General features: G+C 69.1%; 19 protein-coding genes and 1 pseudogene. 17 read left to right on the top strand and 3 right to left on the bottom strand.

Annotated elements, in window-relative coordinates; all coding sequences use genetic code 11:
- Positions 1-9: 9 nt before the first annotated feature.
- Positions 10-657, bottom strand: coding sequence for a DedA family protein (locus ACXJKJ_RS13655; RefSeq protein ID WP_457390484.1), 648 nt, complete (start codon positions 655-657; stop codon positions 10-12).
- 57 nt (positions 658-714) lie between these two features.
- Here ACXJKJ_RS13655 and mutL point away from each other — a divergent pair, with 57 nt between their 5' ends.
- From mutL to ACXJKJ_RS13600, 11 genes and pseudogenes are all read left to right on the top strand, one after another.
- Positions 715-2,556, top strand: coding sequence for a DNA mismatch repair endonuclease MutL (gene mutL / locus ACXJKJ_RS13650; RefSeq protein ID WP_457390483.1), 1,842 nt, complete (start codon positions 715-717; stop codon positions 2,554-2,556).
- Between the two features lie 9 nt (positions 2,557-2,565).
- Positions 2,566-3,852, top strand: coding sequence for a pseudouridine synthase (locus tag ACXJKJ_RS13645; protein ID WP_457390482.1), 1,287 nt, complete (start codon positions 2,566-2,568; stop codon positions 3,850-3,852).
- A complete protein-coding gene (gene miaA / locus ACXJKJ_RS13640; protein ID WP_457390481.1) occupies positions 3,837-4,766 on the top strand; it encodes a tRNA (adenosine(37)-N6)-dimethylallyltransferase MiaA in 930 nt (309 codons plus the stop codon). The genes ACXJKJ_RS13645 and miaA overlap by 16 nt, the downstream gene beginning before the upstream one ends.
- Positions 4,767-4,812: 46 nt before the next feature.
- Entirely contained in the window at positions 4,813-5,466 is a 654-nt protein-coding gene (locus ACXJKJ_RS13635; protein WP_056201577.1) for an ABC transporter ATP-binding protein, read from the top strand.
- Positions 5,463-8,003: an FtsX-like permease family protein gene (locus ACXJKJ_RS13630; RefSeq protein WP_457390480.1), complete on the top strand. Its 2,541-nt coding sequence runs from the start codon at positions 5,463-5,465 to the stop codon at positions 8,001-8,003. The genes ACXJKJ_RS13635 and ACXJKJ_RS13630 overlap by 4 nt, the downstream gene beginning before the upstream one ends.
- Positions 8,000-9,034, top strand: a complete 1,035-nt coding sequence (locus ACXJKJ_RS13625; RefSeq protein ID WP_056201570.1) for a lipocalin-like domain-containing protein — start codon at positions 8,000-8,002, stop codon at positions 9,032-9,034. The genes ACXJKJ_RS13630 and ACXJKJ_RS13625 overlap by 4 nt, the downstream gene beginning before the upstream one ends.
- 160 nt (positions 9,035-9,194) lie before the next feature.
- Complete coding sequence (locus ACXJKJ_RS13620) at positions 9,195-11,000, top strand: ABC transporter transmembrane domain-containing protein (RefSeq protein ID WP_457390479.1); 1,806 nt, start codon at positions 9,195-9,197, stop codon at positions 10,998-11,000.
- A gap of 149 nt (positions 11,001-11,149) precedes the next feature.
- Positions 11,150-11,416 (top strand): type II toxin-antitoxin system ParD family antitoxin, encoded by a 267-nt coding sequence (locus tag ACXJKJ_RS13615; protein ID WP_457326617.1) that lies wholly within the window; start codon positions 11,150-11,152, stop codon positions 11,414-11,416.
- On the top strand, positions 11,417-11,710 hold the full coding sequence (locus ACXJKJ_RS13610) for a type II toxin-antitoxin system RelE/ParE family toxin (protein WP_457390478.1): 294 nt from the start codon (positions 11,417-11,419) through the stop codon (positions 11,708-11,710). It begins immediately after the preceding gene.
- A gap of 83 nt (positions 11,711-11,793) precedes the next feature.
- Positions 11,794-12,921, top strand: a complete 1,128-nt coding sequence (locus ACXJKJ_RS13605; RefSeq protein WP_457390477.1) for a lactonase family protein — start codon at positions 11,794-11,796, stop codon at positions 12,919-12,921.
- Positions 12,922-12,942: 21 nt separating this feature from the next.
- Positions 12,943-13,050: pseudogene (locus tag ACXJKJ_RS13600) on the top strand (ATP-binding cassette domain-containing protein); the annotation flags it as partial.
- Between the two features lie 98 nt (positions 13,051-13,148).
- On the opposite strand, the gene ACXJKJ_RS13595 reads toward ACXJKJ_RS13600, so the two are convergent.
- On the bottom strand, positions 13,149-13,913 hold the full coding sequence (locus ACXJKJ_RS13595; RefSeq protein ID WP_457390476.1) for a helix-turn-helix domain-containing protein: 765 nt from the start codon (positions 13,911-13,913) through the stop codon (positions 13,149-13,151).
- Positions 13,914-14,030: 117 nt separating this feature from the next.
- Between ACXJKJ_RS13595 and ACXJKJ_RS13590 the strand changes: the two genes are divergently transcribed.
- The 6 genes from ACXJKJ_RS13590 to ACXJKJ_RS13565 are packed head-to-tail and all read left to right on the top strand — an operon-like array spanning position 14,031 to position 18,678.
- Positions 14,031-14,930, top strand: coding sequence for an NAD-dependent epimerase/dehydratase family protein (locus ACXJKJ_RS13590; RefSeq protein WP_457390475.1), 900 nt, complete (start codon positions 14,031-14,033; stop codon positions 14,928-14,930).
- Between the two features lie 28 nt (positions 14,931-14,958).
- Entirely contained in the window at positions 14,959-15,774 is an 816-nt protein-coding gene (locus ACXJKJ_RS13585) for a thymidylate synthase (RefSeq protein ID WP_457390474.1), read from the top strand.
- Positions 15,774-16,625 carry a nucleotide-binding protein gene (locus ACXJKJ_RS13580; protein ID WP_457390473.1) on the top strand — a complete coding sequence of 284 codons (852 nt, stop codon included), beginning with the start codon at positions 15,774-15,776 and terminating at the stop codon, positions 16,623-16,625. The genes ACXJKJ_RS13585 and ACXJKJ_RS13580 overlap by 1 nt, the downstream gene beginning before the upstream one ends.
- A complete protein-coding gene (locus ACXJKJ_RS13575) occupies positions 16,622-17,113 on the top strand; it encodes a dihydrofolate reductase (RefSeq protein ID WP_457390472.1) in 492 nt (163 codons plus the stop codon). The genes ACXJKJ_RS13580 and ACXJKJ_RS13575 overlap by 4 nt, the downstream gene beginning before the upstream one ends.
- Positions 17,114-17,117: 4 nt before the next feature.
- On the top strand, positions 17,118-17,696 hold the full coding sequence (locus ACXJKJ_RS13570; protein ID WP_457390471.1) for a DUF4337 domain-containing protein: 579 nt from the start codon (positions 17,118-17,120) through the stop codon (positions 17,694-17,696).
- Positions 17,697-17,724: 28 nt separating this feature from the next.
- The gene (locus ACXJKJ_RS13565; RefSeq protein ID WP_056201546.1) at positions 17,725-18,678 is read left to right on the top strand and encodes a LysR family transcriptional regulator; all 954 of its coding nucleotides are present in this window, start codon (positions 17,725-17,727) and stop codon (positions 18,676-18,678) included.
- A 44-nt stretch (positions 18,679-18,722) separates the two neighbouring features.
- On the opposite strand, the gene ACXJKJ_RS13560 is transcribed toward ACXJKJ_RS13565, so the two are convergent.
- Positions 18,723-19,907, bottom strand: coding sequence for a hypothetical protein (locus ACXJKJ_RS13560; RefSeq protein WP_457390470.1), 1,185 nt, complete (start codon positions 19,905-19,907; stop codon positions 18,723-18,725).
- Positions 19,908-19,957: the final 50 nt, after the last annotated feature.

Genomic DNA, 19,957 nt, shown 5'->3' with positions numbered 1-19,957 from the left:
CGTGCCGAGTCAGCCCGGCTGGCGCTTGAACCTGGCCTTCAGGCCGCCGGCGATGATGACCAGGCCGGGTATGAGAATCATGGCCCAGATGATCTTGTCCAGGTTGGTCTTGACCCAGGGCACATTGCCGAAGACATAGCCGATCAGCGTGACACCGCAGACCCACAGCACGCCGCCGCCCACGTCATACAGCGTGAACTTGCGCCGCGTCATCTGCGCCACGCCGGCCACAAACGGGGCGAAAGTACGCAAAAAGGGCATGAAGCGAGCCGCAACGAGGGTGATGCCGCCGTACTTCTCGTAGAAGGCATGGGCCTTCTCGAAGGCGGCCTTGTTGAAGAAGCGCGAGTCCTCCCACTGGAAGACGCGCGGGCCGAAATGCCGGCCGATGCTGTAGTTGCTCTGGTTGCCGAGGATGGCCGCCGCCGTCAGCAGCGCCATGGACAGGCCCAGGTCCATCAGCCCGACGCCACACATGGCGCCGACGACAAAGAGCAGGGAATCCCCCGGCAGGAAGGGCATGACGACCACGCCGGTCTCGATGAAGATGATCAGAAAGAGCAGCGCATACACCCAGGCGCCGTAACTCGCGACGAAGTTGGCCAGGTGCTGGTCGACGTGCAGGACGAAGTCGATGAGGAAGGGAAGGAAATCCATGGGCAGCGATTATCCCGGCCCGGACGTGACAGCCGGACGGCGCCGATAATCCGGTCGATGGATTTGCCCCTGCCCGACCTCCCTGCCCCACGCGCCATCCGCGAACTGCCCGATGAGCTGATCAGCCAGATCGCCGCCGGCGAGGTCGTCGAGCGCCCGGCCTCGGTGGTGCGCGAGCTGGTGGACAACGCGCTGGACGCCGGCGCGAAGAACATCCAGGTCAAGCTGATGGCCGGCGGCGTGCGGGCCATCGTCGTCGAGGACGACGGCTGCGGCATCCCTGTCAACCAGTTGCCCTTGGCGCTCAAGCGCCATGCAACGAGCAAGATCGCCAGCCTGAGTGACCTGGAATCCGTCGCGACGATGGGATTCCGCGGCGAGGCCCTGGCCGCCATCTCGTCGGTCTCCGACATGGCCATTGCCAGCCGCACGGCCGCCGACGCTCACGCCCACCGGCTGGACGCCCGCAGTGGCGAGCTGCAGCCGGCCGCCCGTGCGCGCGGCACCAGCGTCGAGGTGCGCGAGCTGTTTTTCGCCACCCCCGCCCGCCGCAAGTTCCTCAAGACCGACGCCACCGAGCTGGCCCATTGCGTTGAAGCCGTGCGCCGCCATGCGCTGGCGCGTCCCGACGTCGGCTTTGCGATCTGGCACGAAGGCAAGCTCGTCGACCAATGGCGCGCCGCGTCCAGCGAGCAGCGCATTGCCGATGCGCTGGGCGCAGACTTTGTCACCGAGAGCCGCCCCTTCGAGCACAGCTTCGGCCCTCTGGCCCTGACCGGCCGCGCCGGCCTGCCCGAGGCGGCGCGCTCGCGGGCCGACCAGCAATACGTCTGGGTCAATGGCCGCCATGTGCGCGACAAGCTCATCAGCCACGCCGTGCGCTCGGCCTACGAGGACGTGCTGCACGGCCAGCGCCAGCCCAGCTATGTGCTCTTCATCGAGATCGCGCCCGAACTGGTGGATGTGAACGTGCACCCGACCAAGATCGAGGTGCGCTTTCGCGACGGCCGTGCCATCCATCAATCCGTGCGCCGCGCCTTCATCGACGCGCTGGCCCAGTCGCGTGCGGACGCCGCCGGCGTCGAATCGGCCATGGCGCCGCTTGGCTTCGAGCCGACGATGCCGGCCACGCTCTTCGTCTCGGAGCCGCGCCCGGCCTACCAGTCCTATGTGCCGCCCGTGCCGCCGACGGCCGAGCAGGTCAGGCTGTCCCTGGTCCAGCACGAGGCCTTGTGGGCCCCTGGTGAAGCTCCTGAGCCCGCACCTGCGACAGCCGCGCCGACGATCAGCTTGAAGATGAAGTTGCCGGACGAGGACTGGCCGCTGGGCCGCGCCATCGCGCAGATCCAGGGCGTCTACGTCCTGGCCGAGAACAAGCAAGGCCTGGTCATCGTCGACATGCACGCGGCCCATGAGCGCGTCGTCTATGAGCGGCTCAAGGCCAGGCTCGGCGCGACCCAGATCGAAAGCCAGCCGCTGCTGATCCCGGTCAGCTTCGCCGCTACGGCCGAGGAGGTTGCCGCCGCCGAGCAGCATGCCGACACGCTGTCAAAGCTCGGCCTGGATGTCGCCCCGCTGTCCGCCCGCACTTTGGCCGTGCGCTCCCGCCCCGCCCTGCTCGCGGCCTCCGACCTCGTCGCGCTGACCCGCGAGCTGCTCGCCGAGATGGCCCAGTTCGACGCCAGCTCGGTGCTCGAACGCGCACAGCATGAAATCCTCGCCACCATGGCCTGCCACGGCGCCGTGCGCGCCAACCGGCAATTGACGCTGGACGAAATGAACGCGCTGCTGCGCGACATGGAAGCCACCGAACGCGCCGACCAATGCAACCACGGCCGCCCCACCTGGCGCCAGCTCGACATGCGCGAGCTGGACGCCCTTTTCCTGCGCGGACGCTGAAAGAAAACGATGGCCACCATCACCCTCAAGGGCAAGCCCAAGCCTGCTGCCAAGACTCGCAACGCCGAGGGCGAGAAGCGCGCGCCGGTGCGCGGCAAGGGCGTCTCCAAGCCCCGCACGACGCTTGCCAAGGCGCAAGCCGACCGGGCCGAGCGCGAGGAGCAGTTCCAGAAGTCGCAAGCGCAGCGCGCCGAACGGCCCGCACCGTCTCGCGACGAGCGGCCGGCTCGCCCGAAGCCGACGGGCTTCAAGTCTGACTGGCAGCAGCAGCCGCGTGGCGATGCGCCGCCGCGCCCAGAGCGCGGCCCGCGTGCACGGCCAGACGAGCGCCCGCCGCAATACCGCGGCGACGCACCGCAGCGCCCAGAACGCGCCCCTCGCGCGCGACCGGACGAAGGCCCTCCTGCCGACCGCCCGCCGCGCGTCGACCAACGCCGTGTGGCCAACCGCGGCCCCAACTTCGAGCCGCCACAACGCCCTCAGCAACGCCGCAACCCGGCCCGCGAGGTCGCTCCTGAAGACGGCGAGCGCCTGTCCAAGCGCATGGGCGAGCTCAAGCTTGCGTCGCGCCGCGAGGCCGACGACTGGATTGCCGCCGGCTGGGTGCGCGTCAATGGCAAGGTCGCCGTGCTGGGCCAGCGAGTCGGCCCCGACGTGCAGATCGACATCGACCCCGCCGCCCGCAACCAACAGGCCCAGCTTGTCACCGTGCTGCTGCACAAGCCCATCGGTTACGTCTCGGGCCAGGCCGAAGACGGCTACGAGCCGGCCGTCGTGCTGTTCCAGCCCGAGAACCGCTGGGCGGAAGACGCCTCCGGCATCAAGCCCAACGCCGGCCACCACCGCAACCTGGCTCCCGCCGGGCGGCTGGACATCGACTCCACCGGCCTGCTCGTGCTGACGCAGGACGGCCGCATCGCCCGGGTGCTGATCGGCGACGACTCCGACGTCGAGAAGGAGTACCTCGTGCGTGTCGAGTTCGTCGGCCTGCCCGGTGCTGAAGCCGTGCCAGAGGGCACGCTGCCCAACGCGGCGCTGTCGAACAACAAACTCGCCCTGCTGAACCATGGCCTGGAGCTGGATGGCGAAGAACTCAAGCCCGCCAAGGTCAGCTGGCAGAACGAGCACCAGCTGCGCTTTGTGCTGCGCGAGGGCAAGAAGCGCCAGATCCGCCGCATGTGCGAACTGGTCGGCCTCAAGGTCGTCGGCCTGAAGCGCGTGCGCATCGGCCGCATTCCGCTCGGGCACCTGCCGGTTGGGCAGTGGCGCTATCTCGCGCCATGGGAGAAGTTCTGAATACACCGATCTGCCTGGCCGGCCCGACCGGCTGCGGCAAGACGGCGGCGGCCCTGGCGATTGCCGAGGTGCTGCCCGTTGAGATCATCAGTGTCGACTCGGCCCTGGTCTACCGCGGCATGGACATCGGCACGGCCAAACCCACGGCCGCTGAGCAGGCCGCGGTGCCGCACCATCTCATCGACATCCTTGACCCGACCGAGAGCTATTCGGCCGCCGAGTTCGTGCGCGACGCCAAACGGCTTGCTGCGGAGATCAGCGCGCGTGGCAAGCTGCCGCTGCTGGTGGGCGGCACGATGCTGTACTTCAAGGCGCTGTTCGATGGCCTGTCGACGCTGCCCCAGGCCGACGCCGACCTGCGTGCCGCCATCGACGCCGAGGCGGCCGAGCGCGGCTGGCCAGCGATGCATGCGGAGCTGGCCAAGCTCGACCCTGAAACGGGCGCCCGCTTGGCACCCAACGACAGCCAGCGAATCCAGCGCGCGCTGGAAGTCATCCGCCTGACCGGCCAGCCCCTGAGCGCGCTGCATGCCGCGTCACGCGACGAAGGCGTGGACTGGCCGCTGTTCTCGCTGGAGCCCAGCGACCGCGCTTGGCTGCACGAGCGCCTGGCGCAGCGTTTCGACGTCATGTTGGCCCAAGGGCTGGTCGACGAGGTCAAGAGCTTGCGGGCCCGTGGCGACCTGAGCCTGGCCTTGCCATCGATGCGTTGCGTCGGCTACCGCCAGGCCTGGGAAGCGCTGGACGCCAACAACTTCTCCGACCTGCGCGAGCGCGGCATTGCCGCCACGCGCCAGTTGGCCAAGCGCCAGATCACCTGGCTGCGCAGCATGCCGCAGCGCCGCGTCATCGCTTGCGACGGCCCCCAACCCATCCCCGAGCTGCTGGTCGGCTTGCAGAGGTTGCTCGCTTGATTCCCCCGCGGGCCGGCGCCGCGCGCGAGGACCCAGAATCCGGTCCATGAGTCTTCTGAGTGCGCGCCGCCTGGCGAAGTCCTACGGCGAGGTGGCCGTGTTTTCCGATGTGGATCTGGACCTGGACGCCGGCGAGATCGTCGCCCTGCTCGGCGAGTCCGGCAGCGGCAAGTCCACGTTGCTGAACTGCCTGGCCGGGCTGGACGAGGCCGACGCCGGCACCATCACGCTGGTGGGCCAGGACCTGCGGGCGCTGGACGACGAGGCCCGCTCGGCGCTGCGGCGCCGCGAGCTGGGGTTCATCTTCCAGGCCTTCCATCTGCTGCCGCACCTGAACGTGGCCGACAACGTGGCCCTGCCGCTGCGCCTGCTGGGCCAGCGCGATGACGAACGGGTGCGGCAGATGCTGACGGCAGTGGAACTGGCGCCTCTGGCGGCCCGCATGCCCAGGCAGCTGTCGGGCGGGCAGTTGCAGCGCGTGGCGATCGCGCGGGCCCTGGTGCACCGCCCTCGCCTCGTGCTGGCCGATGAACCCACTGGCAACCTCGACCCGCGCCATGCCGGCGAAGTGCTGGCCCTGCTGCGCCGCTGCACGCAGGAAGCCGGTGCGGCCTGCCTGCTGGTAACGCATTCCGAGCGTGCGGCCGAGGCGGCACACCGCAGGCTTCGGCTGGATGCCAGCGGGCTGCATAGCGCATGACCCTTTGGCGCCATTTCACCTGGCCCGCCTGGCGGGACCAGCCCGGCCGCGTCCTTTTGGCCGTCATCGCCGTCATGCTGGGCGTGGCCCTGGCCTTCGGCGTACATCTGCTCAATGGCGCCGCCCTGGCCGAATTCGCGCGTGCGGCGCGCGGCGTCAACGGCCAGCCCGATCTGGTGCTGACGGCCCGCGCCGGCCCGCTGACCGATGCCGACCTCGTCGATCTGCTGAACCGCCCCGAAGTCGCCGCCGCCAACCCCGTCGTCGAGGCCATGGCGCTGTGGCCGGGCCAGGTCGGCCCAGGTGGGCGGGGCCTGTCCATCCGCCTCATCGGCCTGGACCCACTGGCGCTGCTGGCCTCGGCCGCTGCCGGCCGTCCGCTGGCGGCTGAACTGACGCCCCAGGTCGAAGGCGGGCCGGCGGCGCTGCTGAGCCCCCATGTCGTCCACCTGAACGCTGCTGCCCGCAAGCTGCTGCCTGGCGGCGCCACCCAGCTGGCGCTGCGCCTGCCAGGTGAAGGCACGCCGCGCGACATCGAGTTGGCGATCGGCGGGCGCGTCGCCGCCGACAACACGCCGCTGGGCGTGCTGGACATCGCCGATGCGCAAGCCCTGTTCGGCCGCGTGGGCAGCCTGGACCGCATCGACGTGCAACTCGCGCCCGGCGTGGACGCCACGGCCTGGACCGCCCGCCTGCCCGCGCGCTGGCTGGCCACGCCGCCGGCCGATACCGGCGCCCGGCTGTCCGACATGACGCGCTCCTACCGCGTCAACCTCGGCCTGCTGGCCCTGATGGCCCTGTTCACCGGCAGCTTCCTCGTCTATGCCGTGCTGTCCCTGGCCACGGCCCAGCGCCTGGCGCAATGGGCGCTGGTGGGCTTGCTCGGCGTATCGGCGCGCATGCGCTGGCGGTTGATCCTGGCCGAAGGCCTGGTCATCGGCCTCGCGGGCACGGCGCTGGGGCTGGCCCTGGGCGTCGGCCTGGCCGCGGGGGCGCTGAAGCTGATGGGCAGCGACCTGGGCTTGCACGGCGCCACCGATTCATCGGCCGAACTGCTGTTCAACCAGCCACTGCTGCTGCCGGCCCTGGTCTACGCGGCACTGGGGCTGGCGGCCACCCTGGTCGCGGCGCTGGCACCCGCACTGACGGTGCGCCGCATCGCGCCCGCGCTCGTGCTCAAGGGCCTGGGCCTGCCGGCGGCGCGCACCTTGCCCGCCTGGGCCGGCCTGGCGCTGCTGGCTGTGGGGGCGTCGCTGGCCTGGCTGCCGCCCGTCTGGGGTGACACACCGGTCGCTGCTTATGCGGCCATGTTCTTTCTGCTGATGGGCGGCCTGGCCCTGGTGCCCGCCCTGGTGCAGCTGATGACGGCGCTGCTCTCGCGCCTGCCGGCAGGCGCCCTGCTGCTGCTGGCCCGCGAACGCAGCCGCGACCAGGCGACCGAAGCGCGCCGGTCGCTGGCCGGCGTCCTGGTTGCCCTGGCCCTGGCCGTGGCCATGACGGTCATGATCGGCAGCTTCCGTGAATCCCTKATGCGCTGGCTGGACCAGGCCCTGCCGGCCGACCTCTACGTGCGCAGTGCGCTGCGGGGCGCCAACGGCATTCCCACACCGCTGCCGCCACCCCTGCTGACGGCGTTGTCGCGCCTGCCCGAAGTCGCCCGCACCTCGCCCCAGCTCACGGCCCGGCTGCGGCTGGCGTCCAGCGGCGAAACCGTGGCCCTGACTGCGCGCGACATCCGGGCCGGTGGCCTGCCTCTCGTCGAACGCTGGACGGGCGCAGCCGCGGAGGGCACTCTGGCGGTCTGGGTCAACGAGGCCGCGCGGGACCGCGACGGGCTGAAGCCGGGCCATGTCTTCCAGGGCGAGCTGGTCGACGGCGGCCGCGCGCTGAAGCTGCAGGTGCGCGGCGTCTGGCGTGACTATTCACGCCAGAACACCGCGCTGTGGATGGCGCTGGACGACTACCGCCGCGCCAGTGGCGACACCAGCACGGCCGAGCTGGCACTCTGGCTGGCACCGGGCCGGTCGCTGGAATCGGCGCGCACCGCGGTTCGCCAGCTCGGCGGCGACAACGTCGAAATGGCCGCGGCGGGCGAGCTGCGCGCGCTGTCGCTGAAGATCTTCGACCGCAGCTTTGCCATCACCGTGTGGCTGCAGGCCGTGGCCCTGGCCGTGGGTCTGTTCGGCGTCATCGCCAGCCAATCGGCTCAGGCCCTGGCGCGCAAACGCGAGTTCGGCCTGCTGCGCCATCTCGGCCTGTCCAGGCGCCAGTTGCAGCGGCTGCTGCTCATCGAGGCAAGCCTGTCGGGCGGCGCGGGCGCGCTGGCCGGGCTGGCGCTGGGCCTGGGCCTGAGCGTGGTGCTCGTCTACGTCGTCAACCCGCAAAGCTTTCACTGGAGCATGGAGATGCATTTGCCGGTTGCGCGCCTAGCAGCCCTGGTCGGCCTGGCCTTCGCGGCGGCGGTCGGCGCTTCGCTGCTGGCCGGCCGGCGCGCCCTCGGCGCTGACGCCGTGCGCGCCGTGAGGGAGGACGCATGAAGCGCCGCGCCCTGTTGCTCGCCGCCCTGCCACTGCCCGCGCGCGCCGCCCTCAACTTCCCGCACGACTTCGGCGCCCACCCGGCCCAGGGCATCGAGTGGTGGTATTTGACGGGCCTGCTCGGCGACAGCAAGAGCGCACCGCCGCGCTTCGGCTACCAGCTGACCTTCTTCCGCCTGCCCGGCCCGGCAGCGGCCGACCATCCCAGCGGACTCGCGGCCAGGCAGTTGCTGCTCGGCCATGTCGCCTTGTCCGACCTGGGTGCGAAGAAGCAACGCCACAGCCAACGGTTGCTGCGCGGCCTGCCCGGCGCGGTGCAGGCCATGGAGGGTGACAGCGACGTCAAGCTGCGCGACTGGACGCTCAAGCGCAGCGGCGACGGCTATCGCGCCGCCTTCAACGGCCCGGGCTTCGCGCTGGCGCTGAACCTGTCCACGCCCGACGCGCCACTGCTGCAGGGCGAGGCCGGCCTGTCCCGCAAGGGGCCCGATCCCGCGCAGTTCAGCCGCTACTACTCGCGCCCCCAACTCGCCACCGAGGCCATACTGACCCTGGACGGCCAACGCCAGCGCCTCACCGGCCGCGCCTGGCTGGACCATGAATGGAGCGACAGCCTGCTGGGCCAGGCGCAAGGTTGGGACTGGCTGGGCATCAACCTCGATGATGGACGCGCGCTGACCCTCTTCCAGCTGCGCCGCAAGGACGGCAGCCGGGACTGGGCCGGCGGCAGCCTGCGCAGCCCCGGCCAGCCCGACCGCAGCTTCACGCCCCAGGAGGTCGAGATGACGCCGCTGCGACACTGGACCAGCCCCGCCACGGGCGCGCGCTACCCGGTCGAATGGCGGCTGAAGAGCCCAGCTGGCGACATGCTGCTGAGCACGTACTTCGACGCCCAGGAGATCGACGCGCGAAACAGCAGCGGCCTCGTCTATTGGGAAGGTGTCGCCCAGTTGTTCGACCGCGAAAAACGGCCACTCGGCGCCGGCTACCTGGAGTTGACCGGCTACGCAGGGCGCCTGCCACTACCGTGACCCACAATGCGCGCCGAATGTAGCCACGGCAACCCACTCGCCCGACCTTTGGCTGGGACAACCCGGCGCAGCCATGCGCTGCAACTGCTCTGCCACCAGGACCTTGACGACGCGATGCTGGCCCGCACCTGCGCCGTGCTGACTGAAAAGCTGTAACCCCATGAGTTCCACGACCGAACGCCCCGCGTCCAAGCAGGCCCGCTCCTTGAGCGGCCTGCTGCCCTTCCTGCGCCCCTACCGCGGCCGCATCGCGCTGGCCTTTGCAGCCCTGTTGCTGTCTGCCATGGCCACGCTGGCCTTCCCGCTGGCGCTGCGCGGCCTCATCGACGCCGGCTTCGAGGCCGCCAACCCCGGCGAGAAGCTGATGGCGTTGCGCGAGCATTTCCTCGCGATGTTCGCCGTCGGCGCCGCACTGGGCCTGTTCTCGGCGTCGCGCTTCTACATGGTCACCTGGCTGGGCGAGCGCGTGACGGCCGACCTGCGCAATGCCGTCTACACCCATGTGCTTCGCCAGAGCCCCGAGTTCTTCGAGACGACGCAGACCGGCGAGGTGCTCTCCCGCATCACGACCGACACCACCGTCGTGCAGACCGTCGTCGGCTCCAGCCTGTCCATGGGCCTGCGCAACATGGTCATGGGCGCCGGCGCGCTGGTCATGCTCATCGTCACCAATCCCTATGTGATGGGCCAGGTGCTGGGCATCCTGGTGCTGGTCGTGGCGCCGGCGCTTTACTTCGGCCGCCGCGTGCGCAAGCTCTCGCGCGCCAGCCAGGACCGTGTGGCTGACACCTCGGCCATTGCCGCCGAAGTGCTGAACGCCGTCACCGTCGTGCAGAGCTACACCCAGGAGGCCGCCGAGGCCAAACGCTTCTCCGCCGCCAGCGAGGCCGCCTTCGACACGGCGCGCAAGCGCACGCGCATCCGCAGCTTCATGGTCGCCTTCATCATCACGGCCGTCTTCGGCGCCATGCTGTGGGGCCTCTACCAGGGCACGCAGGCCGTCATCGCCGGCAAGATCTCGGCCGGCCACCTGGGCCAGACCGTCGTCTACGTGACCCTGCTGGTCAGCAGCGTGGCCGTGCTGGCCGAAGTCTGGGGCGACGTGCTGCGCGCGGCGGGTGCAACGGAGCGCCTCATCGAACTGATGGAGGCGCGGTCACCAGTGGCCGAGCCCGCTGCGCCGAAGGCCTTGACGGCCGCGCAGGGCGGCAGCCGCGTCGAGTTCGACGCCATCACCTTCAACTACCCCTCGCGGCCCGCCACGGCGGCGTTGGACCGGCTCAGCCTGAACATCGCGCCTGGCGAGACCGTCGCCCTGGTTGGCCCCAGCGGCGCTGGCAAGAGCACGGTGCTGCAACTGCTGCTGCGCTTCTACGACCCGCAGTCCGGCTCGATCCGGCTCAACGGCGTCGAGACCCGCGAACTGAGCCTCAAGGATCTGCGCGCCAACATCGGCCTGGTGCCGCAGGACAGCGTCATCTTCTCGACCTCGGCGATGGAGAACATTCGCTACGGCCGCCCAAGCGCGACGGACGACGAAGTCATCGCCGCAGCCAAGGCCGCCTTTGCCGACGATTTCATCCGCGCCCTGCCCGAGGGCTATCAAAGCTTCCTCGGCGAGCGCGGCGTGCGCCTGTCCGGCGGCCAGCGCCAGCGCATCAGCATCGCCCGGGCCATGTTGAAGAACCCGCCGCTGCTGCTGCTGGACGAAGCGACGAGCGCGCTGGACGCCGAGAGCGAACGCGTTGTGCAGGCCGCACTGGAAGCAGCCATGCAGCACCGCACGACGCTGGTCATCGCCCACCGCCTGGCCACCATCCAGAAGGCGGATCGCATCGTCGTGCTGGACGCCGGCCGCATCGTCGACATCGGCCGTCATGATGAGCTGGTGGCGCGGGGCGGGCTATATGCGAAGTTGGCGTCGATGCAGTTTGGGCTGAAGGCCGACGCGCAAGCCGCTGCTTGAGCGGCGGCCAAAGCTGCTTGTTTCGGTCGCTCGTGCAAACAAGCCCGGCGGCTGATTCCGCACTCACCTGTGCGCAGCGTCACTGCAAGCGCGATGTCAATCTTTGACACTTTCTGATAAATTCCTCCCTTCTCTGAGAGGACCAAGTCATGGGCATGAACGTGAACCTCACACCGCAGCTTGAGGAACTTGTCCGCGCGAAGGTCGACTCGGGCATGTACTCATCAGCCAGCGAGGTCGTGCGCGAGGCACTTCGGCTGATGGACGAGCAGGACCGCCTTCGGCAGGTCAAGTTTGATGAACTGCGCCGCGAGGTTCGCAAGGGCCTCGACAGTGGTCCCAGCGAGCAATGGGACGCTACCGCCGTGAAGGCGAAAGCCCGTGCCCGCCGCACGACCAAGTCGACGGCGGAGTAGATGGCGCGCGTCACTCGGCGGCCGTTGGCAGAGGCCGACATCCTCGAGATCTGGGGCTACATCGCCGAAGACAGCCTCGCTGAGGCTGATCGCTGGGTGGATGGCCTGGACGAGAAACTTTCTCTCTGGGCTACGCAACCCACGATGGGACGCAATAGGGGTGAACTGGCACCCGGAATTCGCAGCCTCGCGTTCGGGCGATACGTGGTGTTCTTCCAGCCCTTGCCAGACGGTATTGATGTCGTTCGCGTTTTGCACGGATCACGCGACATTGACGCAAGCTTCGAGCTATAGGCTCTGGCGCACTGCAACTCCAGACGCTGCCGCCTGAGCACCGGACGGGGCAACACGGCCTTCCCCGGCCAAACTCCCCCCGCATGAAAAAACTCGCCCTTGCGCTGATCCCCTCACTGCTGCCCATCGCCATCGCGGCCCAGACGCTCGTCTATTTCGGCACCGACACCGGCGGCGAGAGCAAAGGCATCTACGTCTCCACGCTCGACGAGGCCACCGGCGCGCTGTCCCCGCCGCTGCTGGCCGCCGCCATCGGCAACCCGGGCTTCCTCGCCACGCACCCGAGCAAGCCCCTGGTCTATTCGGTCGCCGCCGGCCGCGCCGCGGATGGGTCCTGGAAAGAGGAAGTTGCCGCGTTCACCGTGCAGGACGACGGCCGCCTGGTGCTGCTCAACACCCGGCCCTCCGGCGGCAACGGCCCTTGCCACATCTCCGTCGATGCCGGTGGGCGCGTGCTGCTGCTGGCCAACTACAACGGGGGCAACGTCGTGTCCTATCCCATCCAGGGCGACGGCAGCCTGGGGCCGGCGGCCTCCACGGTCCAGCATGAGGGCGCCAGCGTCAACCCACAGCGCCAGCAGCAACCCCACCCGCACGGCATCTATCCCGGCCCGACCCAGACCCGCGCCTACGTGCCCGACCTGGGGCTGGACAAGGTGGTTATCTATCGGCTGGACGCGGCGAGCGGCCGGCTCTCGCCGAACGTTCCTGCCTACGCCACCACCGAGCCCGGCGGCGGCCCGCGCCACATGGCCTTCCACCCGAACGGCCGCTTCGCCTACGTGAACCTTGAGATCACGTCCCGCGTGGCCGCCTACCGCGTGGACGCGGCCACCGGCGCGATGGAGGGCTTTCAAGTGCTGTCCACCCTGCCGCCCGGCACCAAGGCCGAAGGCAACAGCACCGCCGAGATTCTGGTCCACCCAGGCGGCCAGTTCCTCTACGTGTCCAACCGCGGACACGACAGCATCGCGATGTTCGAGATCGACCCGCAGGACGGTTCGCTGCGCTTCATCGAGGCGACGAGCACCGGCGGGCACATGCCGCGCAGTTTTGGCATCGTGCCGGGCGGGCGCTTTCTGGTGGCGGCCAATCATGACAGCGGCAACGTCACCGTTTTTCGCATGAATCCCGAGCGCGGCACGCTGTCACGCGTTGGCGGCGAGGTAGCGATTGACCAGCCTGCGTACGTTCGCTTCTTGCGGCGCTAGACGATAGGCATCGCGGCGGCCAAGGCCCCCCAGGGCTATGCCAACCTCCTTGGCGAGGGCAGCGAGCGCCTGTCTGGCGGCCAGCGCCAGCGCTTCAGCATCGCTCGTGCGATGCTGAAGAACCCGCCGCATTGGGCGCCACGAAGAGCTGGTGGCTCGCGGCGGGCTGTATGCGAAGCTGGCGGCGATGAAGTTGGGTTTGGTCACGAACGCAGGAGCGGCCCGAGCTACTCCGGCAGCCGCCGCATCCAGCGCGACATGTGGCTCTGGTGGGCGAAGCCGGCCATCAACGCGATCTCACTGAGCGCCCCCGCCCGCTGCTGCACCAGTTGCCGGGCACGCTCGACACGCCGCGACACCACGTAGCGATGCACCGGCATGCCGACGCCGCTGCGAAACAGCCGCTGCAGGCTCCACGGACTGACGCCCGCCACCCGCGCCAGGCTGGGCAGCGACAGCGGTCGTTCGAGATTCGCCTCGATGTAGTCCTGCACGCGCTGCAGGGCCGGGGCTGCGGGCGCCTCCTGCGATGACGGCGCGCGCAGCAGCACCGCCGTGGCAACCGACTGCACAAGGCCGTTGCGGAAGTGCTCGCCAAAGGGAGCGTCGGATTGCAGGTCCTGGGCCAGCGCATAGAGCAGCCCCTGCAGGCGCGGCTCGCGCGCCATGTGGACCATGCCGACTTCGACATGCCGGCTGCCCAGGCCCAGCTCGTCCGCCATCCGCTCCAGCCGGGACGGGGCGATCAACACCTCCAGGCTGTTGAAGTCGGACTGGGCCTCAAACCCGTCGGCGGCCCCAGCCGGCACGATGTCCACGTCGCCGCGCGTGCGCAGGAAGGGCAGCCCCGTGCGCAGACAGGCCGTCTTGGTGCTGGCACTGAGATGGAGGACGRCGCGGTGGTGGTCCAGCGGCGTGGCGAGCGCCCGACCCGCACGTTCGTGCCGCGACCGCAACGCCATCCCGCTCCGGCTGATCAACTCTGAATGCATGGCGGCAATCTAGCGGGCCGGCCAAATCCCCAGCCGCCGAGGGGCCGTGCCCGAATGTGCCGTTCGCTGCTCTTCTCGTGCGCGACAGGGCATGCCCACAGCCCCTACAAACTCGGCATGAACAACATCCTTGTCATCGGCGCGGGCCCCACGGGCTCGAACACTGCGGCCCTCCTTGCGTCGAAGGGCCATCACGTCACGCTGGTCAGCCGGCGCGGAACGCCTGCATCCCACCCGGGTGTGAGGCACGTGGCGGCGGACGTCAACGACCCGCAAACCATGCGCGAACTCGCCACGGGCGTCGACACCCTCATCAACTGCGCGATGCCGGCCTACGACCGCTGGCCCGAGGAATTCCCGCCGATCGGGAGCGCCGCGCTGTCGGTGGCGGCGGCCGTGGGCGCCCGGCTCGTGACCCTGAGCAACGTCTACGGCTACGGCCCTGTCGAAGGACCGCTGCGCGAGAACCATGCGCTGGCGCCCCATACCGTCAAGGGGCGGGTGCGCGCCGGCATGTGGGACCTGGCCCGGCGCAGCGGCGTCCCGGTGGCCGAGGTCCGCGCGAGCGACTTCCTGGGCCACGCGTCGGTGGGCTACTTCAATCTCTTCGTGCTGCCGGCGCTGCTGAAGGGTGAGGAGAGTGTCTTTCCCGGCGACCTCGACGCCGCGCACAGCTGGAGCTTCACGCTGGACGTCGCGGCCACGCTGGCCGCGGCGGCGACATCGCAGCAGTCCTGGGGCCGGGCCTGGCATGTACCGTCCTGCACGGCCTCGGTGCGCGAGCTGGCCAACGCCACCGCCCGCCTGGCGAAGCTGGGCGCACCCAGGCTGCGGCGCATGACGGCCGAGGAGCTGCGGCAGGCGGCCGAGACTGACACCATGATGGCGGAGGTGGCCGAGATGGTCTACCTGTTCGAGCGCCCGTTCCTGCTGGATGCCAGCGAGACGCAACGCCTGCTGGGCGTGTCAGCCACGCCGCTGGAGCAGGTGCTGGCCGACAACCTGGGGCCCTGCTAGACCAGGCGCCTGCGGAGACAATAGGGGCATGAGCACCCCGCCCCGTCCTCCGCAGCAATACGAAGATTTCATGCGCCATGTGTTCGAGCATGGCGTGCAGAAAAGCGATCGCACCGGCACCGGCACGCGCAGCGTGTTCGGCCACCAGATGCGCTTCGACCTGGCCCTGGGCTTCCCGCTGGTCACGACCAAGAAGGTGCACCTGAAGTCGATCGTGCTGGAGCTGCTGTGGTTCCTGCGCGGCGACAGCAACGCCCGCTGGCTGCAGGAGCGTGGCGTGACGATCTGGAACGAGTGGGCGCGTGAGGATGGCGACCTCGGGCCGGTCTATGGCGTGCAGTGGCGCTCCTGGCCGACGCCGGACGGTGGCCACATCGACCAGATCGCCGATGTCGTGAAGCAGCTGAAAACCAACCCGGACTCACGCCGCATCATCGTCAGTGCCTGGAACGTGGCCGAGCTGTCCAAGATGGCGCTGATGCCCTGCCATGCGTTCTTCCAGTTCTACGTGGCGAACGGGAAACTGAGCTGCCAGCTCTACCAGCGCAGCGCCGACATCTTCCTGGGCGTGCCGTTCAATATTGCGTCATACGCGCTGCTGACGATGATGCTGGCCCAGCAGTGCGACCTTGCCCTGGGCGACTTCATCTGGACCGGTGGCGACTGCCACATCTACAACGACCACTTTGTCCAGACCGAAACTCAGCTGGCGCGCGAGCCCTTCCCTTATCCGGTGATGAATATCAAGCGCCGCCCCGCGTCGATCTTTGACTACGCGTACGAGGATTTCGAAGTCATCGGTTATCAGCATCACCCTGCCATCGCGGCCAAGGTCTCGAAGTGATGTCGGCGACGCGGCCACCCCGCCTCTTTGTCGGGTCTTCAGTCGAGAGCCTGGATATCGCGTATGCCATCCAGGAGAACCTGGACTATGACGCGGAATGTACGGTCTGGACGCAAGGGATCTTTCAACCGACGCGTCAAGCGCTCGGCCAACTCGTCTCTGCCATGCAGCGCATGGATTTCGCCGTCTTCGTCTTCAGCCCCGACGACATCGTGAAGATCCGCGGCACAGCGCATCGTGCCGTGCGCGACAACGTGCTCTTCGAGCTCGGCTTGTTCATGGGACATCTCTCCCCCGAACGCTGCTTCATGGTGCGGCCTCGCGATGCCACGGACCTTCATCTGCCCTCGGATCTCCTGGGGCTAATGTCCCTGGACTTCAACGCAGAGCGCAGCGACAAGAATCTCCTCGCCGCCTTGGGCGCACCGTGCAACCAGATCCGCAGGGCCATCTCGTCGTCGGCCAGGCATGCGAGCCGCACAGCATCGACGCCGACCGAATCGGCGCGGCAAAAGATGGAGCGCCTCATCGGCCTGTGGGATCAGGCACCTATCGCCGACTACCGCGCGACCCTGCGCGCCGGCATCCCCTTTTCCGTTGTCGAAGATGAGGACGGTGCTGCGACCGAGGCACTCAACCATGTCTTTGCATTTCTGAACGCGGTGGCGGATACCGTTTTGCAGACCCCTGACACCGAGTCCTTGGCGCGACCCGTATTCGAATCGGCAGCGAAGTCGGTCTGGGGTCGTACCTTCACCTATTTCTCCAGCCACAACAGCCCTGCCGATGAATTCTGGGCTGACCGCCTGCCGCCTGTGGCCCTGCTCGCGCAGCGCTGGAGCAAGCCATGAAAATCACACTGATCGCCGCCGTCGCGAAGGACGGTGCCATCGGCCGCAACAACGCGCTGCTCTGGCACCTCCCCGAAGACATGGCGCACTTCAAGGCGCTGACCCTGGGCAAGCCCGTCGTCATGGGCCGCAAGACCTGGGACTCGATACCCACAAAGTTCCGCCCGCTCCCGGGCCGCCGCAATCTCGTCATCAGCCGTTCGGGGGTCGAACTGCCCGGTACCGAGGTGTTTGCGAGCCTGGACGCCGCGCTGGCCGCCTGCCAGGACGCGCCCGAGGCTTGCGTCATCGGCGGCGGCGAGATCTACGCGCTGGCCTTGCCGCGGGCTGACAAGCTGGCGTTGACCGAGGTGGATGCCGTCTTCCCGGATGCGGACCGGCATTTCCCGGCCTGGCCGCGCGACCGCTTCATCGAAGACCGACGCGAGCCGCACACCGGCGCCAACGGTCTTCGTTTCGATTTTGTTGACTACGTTCTCAAGGAGTAACCCCATGTCCGGACACGGCTTCCACGTCCACGGCCCGCACGAGCACGAGCTGGAGCATGCGGCCCAGCACGATGCCAAGGGCTTCGCCGGCCAGCTGGCCGTCATCACGGCCATCCTGGCCACGCTCGGCGCCGGCTTCTCGTACATGGGCGGCGCGACCCAGGCCAATGCCGGCATCCTGAAGAACGATGCGGCCATCAAGAAGACCGAGGCCAGCAACCAGTGGAACTACTACCAGGCCAAGAGCAGCAAGCAGAGCCTGTCTGAACTGGCGCTGGAGCTGACGACCAGCGAGGAGCAGAAGGCCAAGTACAAGGACAAGGTCGCCCGCTACGAGAAGGAAAAGGCCGACATCAAGCTGGCGGCCGAGGCGCTGGAAGCCGAGTCCAAGCACTTCGACGAGAAGAGCGAGGCGCAGCTGCACATGCATCACCGCTGGGCCCAGGCGACGACGGCGCTGCAGGTATCCATCGCGCTGGCCGCCATCGCGCTGCTGACCAAGCGCCGCTGGATGGAATGGGCCACCATCGCCGCGGGCGGCATCGGCATCGTGCTGGGCGGGCTGGCTGCCGCGCACATCTGACGCCTGCCCGGGCCTAGGATGCCGGCCCATGCTCCACCGCATCGACGAAGAGATCACCTTCCGCAAGCTCGAGATCCTGCTGGCCTTCATGGAGAGCGGCAACCTCGCGCGGGCGGCGGAGCGGCTGGGCATCAGCGCGGTCAGCGTGCACCGGGCACTGCATTCGCTGGAGACGGGCACGCGCTGCAGCCTGTTCCGGCTGGAGGGCCGCAACCTGCAGCCCAATGACGCCGCCCACGCGCTGGCCGATGTGGCCCGCGAGGTGCTGCAGGCGATGGCCCACGGCATCCGCTCGACGCGCGAGATCGCCGGCTACGCGGCCGACCGCATCCGCATCGGCTCGCTGTACTCGCTGACCAGCGGCACCGTGCCGGCCCTCATCATGGCGCTGCGCCTGCGCAAGCCCGACATCCAGACCGAGCTGGTGCTGGGCTCCAACAGCGACCTGCTGCGCAAGCTGCGCGACGGGGCCGTGGACGCGACGGTGATGGGTTTCCCCGAGGGCGCGGCGGACGTCGAGTCGCAGCTGCTGTTCGAGGACGAGATCTTCTTCGCCGCACCTGCCGACTCGGCCTACGCCCGCCAGACCGAGGTGGACTTGGGCGCCTGCGCGGACGAGCGTTTCGTGTCGCTGAACGAAGGCTATGTGACGCGCGACCGCTTCGTCGAAGCCTTCCAGGTGGCGGGCTTCGAGCCCAACGTCGTCATGACCACCAGCGACATCTTCTCGCTGATGAACCTGGTGGGCGGCGGCATCGGCTGCACGCTGCTGCCCGGCCGCGTGCGCGGCGTGCTGCCGCGCAGCGTCTGCCTCGTGCCGCTGGCGGCGCGCTACCAGATGAGGCAGAAGATCAGTGTCGTCTTCCTGCGCACGCGGGAGCGTGACCCCAACCTGCTGTCGCTGCTGGCCGCCTGCCGCAGCCACACGGCGGAGCTGGAAGCCAACCTCCCGCCGCCGTTGATGCCGGGGCACGGTGGGTAGGGACTGCCGCCCACCGAGTCGGCACGCTTCTCAAGAACCTTCGGTCAATCGACCAGCGCCTGCAGTGCCTTCAGGTCCAGCTGCTGCAGCACGCGCTGCATCGGTTCGGTGAAGACGTCGCCGCCATTCACGGCCACCTTCAGCATCTGCGGCCGGCCGGGGTGGCCGCGGTCCCATGGAAAATCCGGGTCGGGCTTGACCAGGCGCGGGTAGCGGTCCAGCGGCACGGTGGCGTCGTGCAGCCCGTTCAGGCCCAGCAGCGCAGGCGCGGCCAGTTGCTGCGGCGACAGGCCGGCGCGCCAGGCCTCGACGCGGCGAAGCATGGTCTGCAGCGGGTTGGCGTCGACACCGGCGGCTGCCTTGCGGCGGGCCGTACGTGCCTCGGCTTCGCGGGTGGCGCGCAGTTGGTCGCGCAACTCGACAGCCATCTTCTCGGCCGCGGCCGGGTCCACCTTGCGCAGGCCGGCGGTCACCTTCTGCACCTGGGCTTCGTCAAAAGCCTCGCGTGCGGCGGCGTCGCCCTCGGCCGGCAGGCCCGCGCGGGCGCTGCTGTCCTCCTGCATGCGGCGCTTCAGGTCGCGCAGCGTGAAGTCCACGTACTCGGCGGTGGTCACCGCCACCCAGGGCAGGCGGCCACCGCGCGTGAACACCAGTTGGTGACCGCCGTACAGCGTGTAGCCGTTGAGTTGCCCGGTGGCGGGAAGCTCGCGCCAGGCCTGCAGCTGTTCGTCGCGCAACTCGGCGTGGGGCGACTCGAAGAAGCTGGCGGGCGCGTTGATGGCCACCACCACGGCGGCCATCGGCCCGAGACGGTCGGCCTTGGGGTTGACGTCGCAGCGGCCGGGCAGCCACATGCTTTCGCGGTGGTCGCGCAGCAGCAGGCTGCCGCTGCGCGCGGGTGCGTCCCATTGGCCACCCACCTGCCAGCTGCTGCGCAGCCGCGTGCGCGGCAGCTCGTGCAGTTCCCGCTGGGCATGGAGGATCGCGTTGACCCGTTGCAGCGCCTGCCGCATCGGGGCGACGGCGGGGTCGGTGACGCGGCGCTGGTCCGCCGTGGTGGGGTGCTCCGCATCCACCCAGCAGTCGATGGCAGCGGCGGCGGGCTGCGGCACGGCCAGCAGCGCCAACGTGCTCATCGCGACAGCAGCGCGCGGCAAGGTGTCGTTCAGGAACAGGCGCAGGGCCTTGGTGACTGGCATCTGAAGGTCGAAGCGGAATGAGGGATTCATGGTCGACGGATGGCGATAGCGAGGCGCCAGTGTTGCGACCCGCCAGGGCG

The sequence above is a fragment of the Roseateles sp. P5_E1 genome, from assembly GCF_054049335.1.
This window is presented reverse-complemented; position numbering and strand designations above follow the sequence as displayed.

Excerpts from the sequence above, each read along its gene's own strand:
- ACXJKJ_RS13615 (WP_457326617.1), top strand. The coding sequence starts at position 11,150 with ATGGGCATGAACGTGAACCTCACACCGCAGCTTGAGGAACTTGTCCGC.
- ACXJKJ_RS13605 (WP_457390477.1), top strand. The coding sequence starts at position 11,794 with ATGAAAAAACTCGCCCTTGCGCTGATCCCCTCACTGCTGCCCATCGCC.
- ACXJKJ_RS13575 (WP_457390472.1), top strand. The coding sequence starts at position 16,622 with ATGAAAATCACACTGATCGCCGCCGTCGCGAAGGACGGTGCCATCGGC.
- ACXJKJ_RS13570 (WP_457390471.1), top strand. The coding sequence starts at position 17,118 with ATGTCCGGACACGGCTTCCACGTCCACGGCCCGCACGAGCACGAGCTG.
- ACXJKJ_RS13610 (WP_457390478.1), top strand. The coding sequence starts at position 11,417 with ATGGCGCGCGTCACTCGGCGGCCGTTGGCAGAGGCCGACATCCTCGAG.
- ACXJKJ_RS13620 (WP_457390479.1), top strand. The coding sequence starts at position 9,195 with ATGAGTTCCACGACCGAACGCCCCGCGTCCAAGCAGGCCCGCTCCTTG.
- mutL (WP_457390483.1), top strand. The coding sequence starts at position 715 with ATGGATTTGCCCCTGCCCGACCTCCCTGCCCCACGCGCCATCCGCGAA.
- miaA (WP_457390481.1), top strand. The coding sequence starts at position 3,837 with ATGGGAGAAGTTCTGAATACACCGATCTGCCTGGCCGGCCCGACCGGC.
- ACXJKJ_RS13645 (WP_457390482.1), top strand. The coding sequence starts at position 2,566 with ATGGCCACCATCACCCTCAAGGGCAAGCCCAAGCCTGCTGCCAAGACT.
- ACXJKJ_RS13580 (WP_457390473.1), top strand. The coding sequence starts at position 15,774 with ATGTCGGCGACGCGGCCACCCCGCCTCTTTGTCGGGTCTTCAGTCGAG.
- ACXJKJ_RS13560 (WP_457390470.1), bottom strand. The coding sequence starts at position 19,907 with ATGAATCCCTCATTCCGCTTCGACCTTCAGATGCCAGTCACCAAGGCC.
- ACXJKJ_RS13585 (WP_457390474.1), top strand. The coding sequence starts at position 14,959 with ATGAGCACCCCGCCCCGTCCTCCGCAGCAATACGAAGATTTCATGCGC.
- ACXJKJ_RS13625 (WP_056201570.1), top strand. The coding sequence starts at position 8,000 with ATGAAGCGCCGCGCCCTGTTGCTCGCCGCCCTGCCACTGCCCGCGCGC.
- ACXJKJ_RS13635 (WP_056201577.1), top strand. The coding sequence starts at position 4,813 with ATGAGTCTTCTGAGTGCGCGCCGCCTGGCGAAGTCCTACGGCGAGGTG.
- ACXJKJ_RS13565 (WP_056201546.1), top strand. The coding sequence starts at position 17,725 with ATGCTCCACCGCATCGACGAAGAGATCACCTTCCGCAAGCTCGAGATC.
- ACXJKJ_RS13590 (WP_457390475.1), top strand. The coding sequence starts at position 14,031 with ATGAACAACATCCTTGTCATCGGCGCGGGCCCCACGGGCTCGAACACT.
- ACXJKJ_RS13655 (WP_457390484.1), bottom strand. The coding sequence starts at position 657 with ATGGATTTCCTTCCCTTCCTCATCGACTTCGTCCTGCACGTCGACCAG.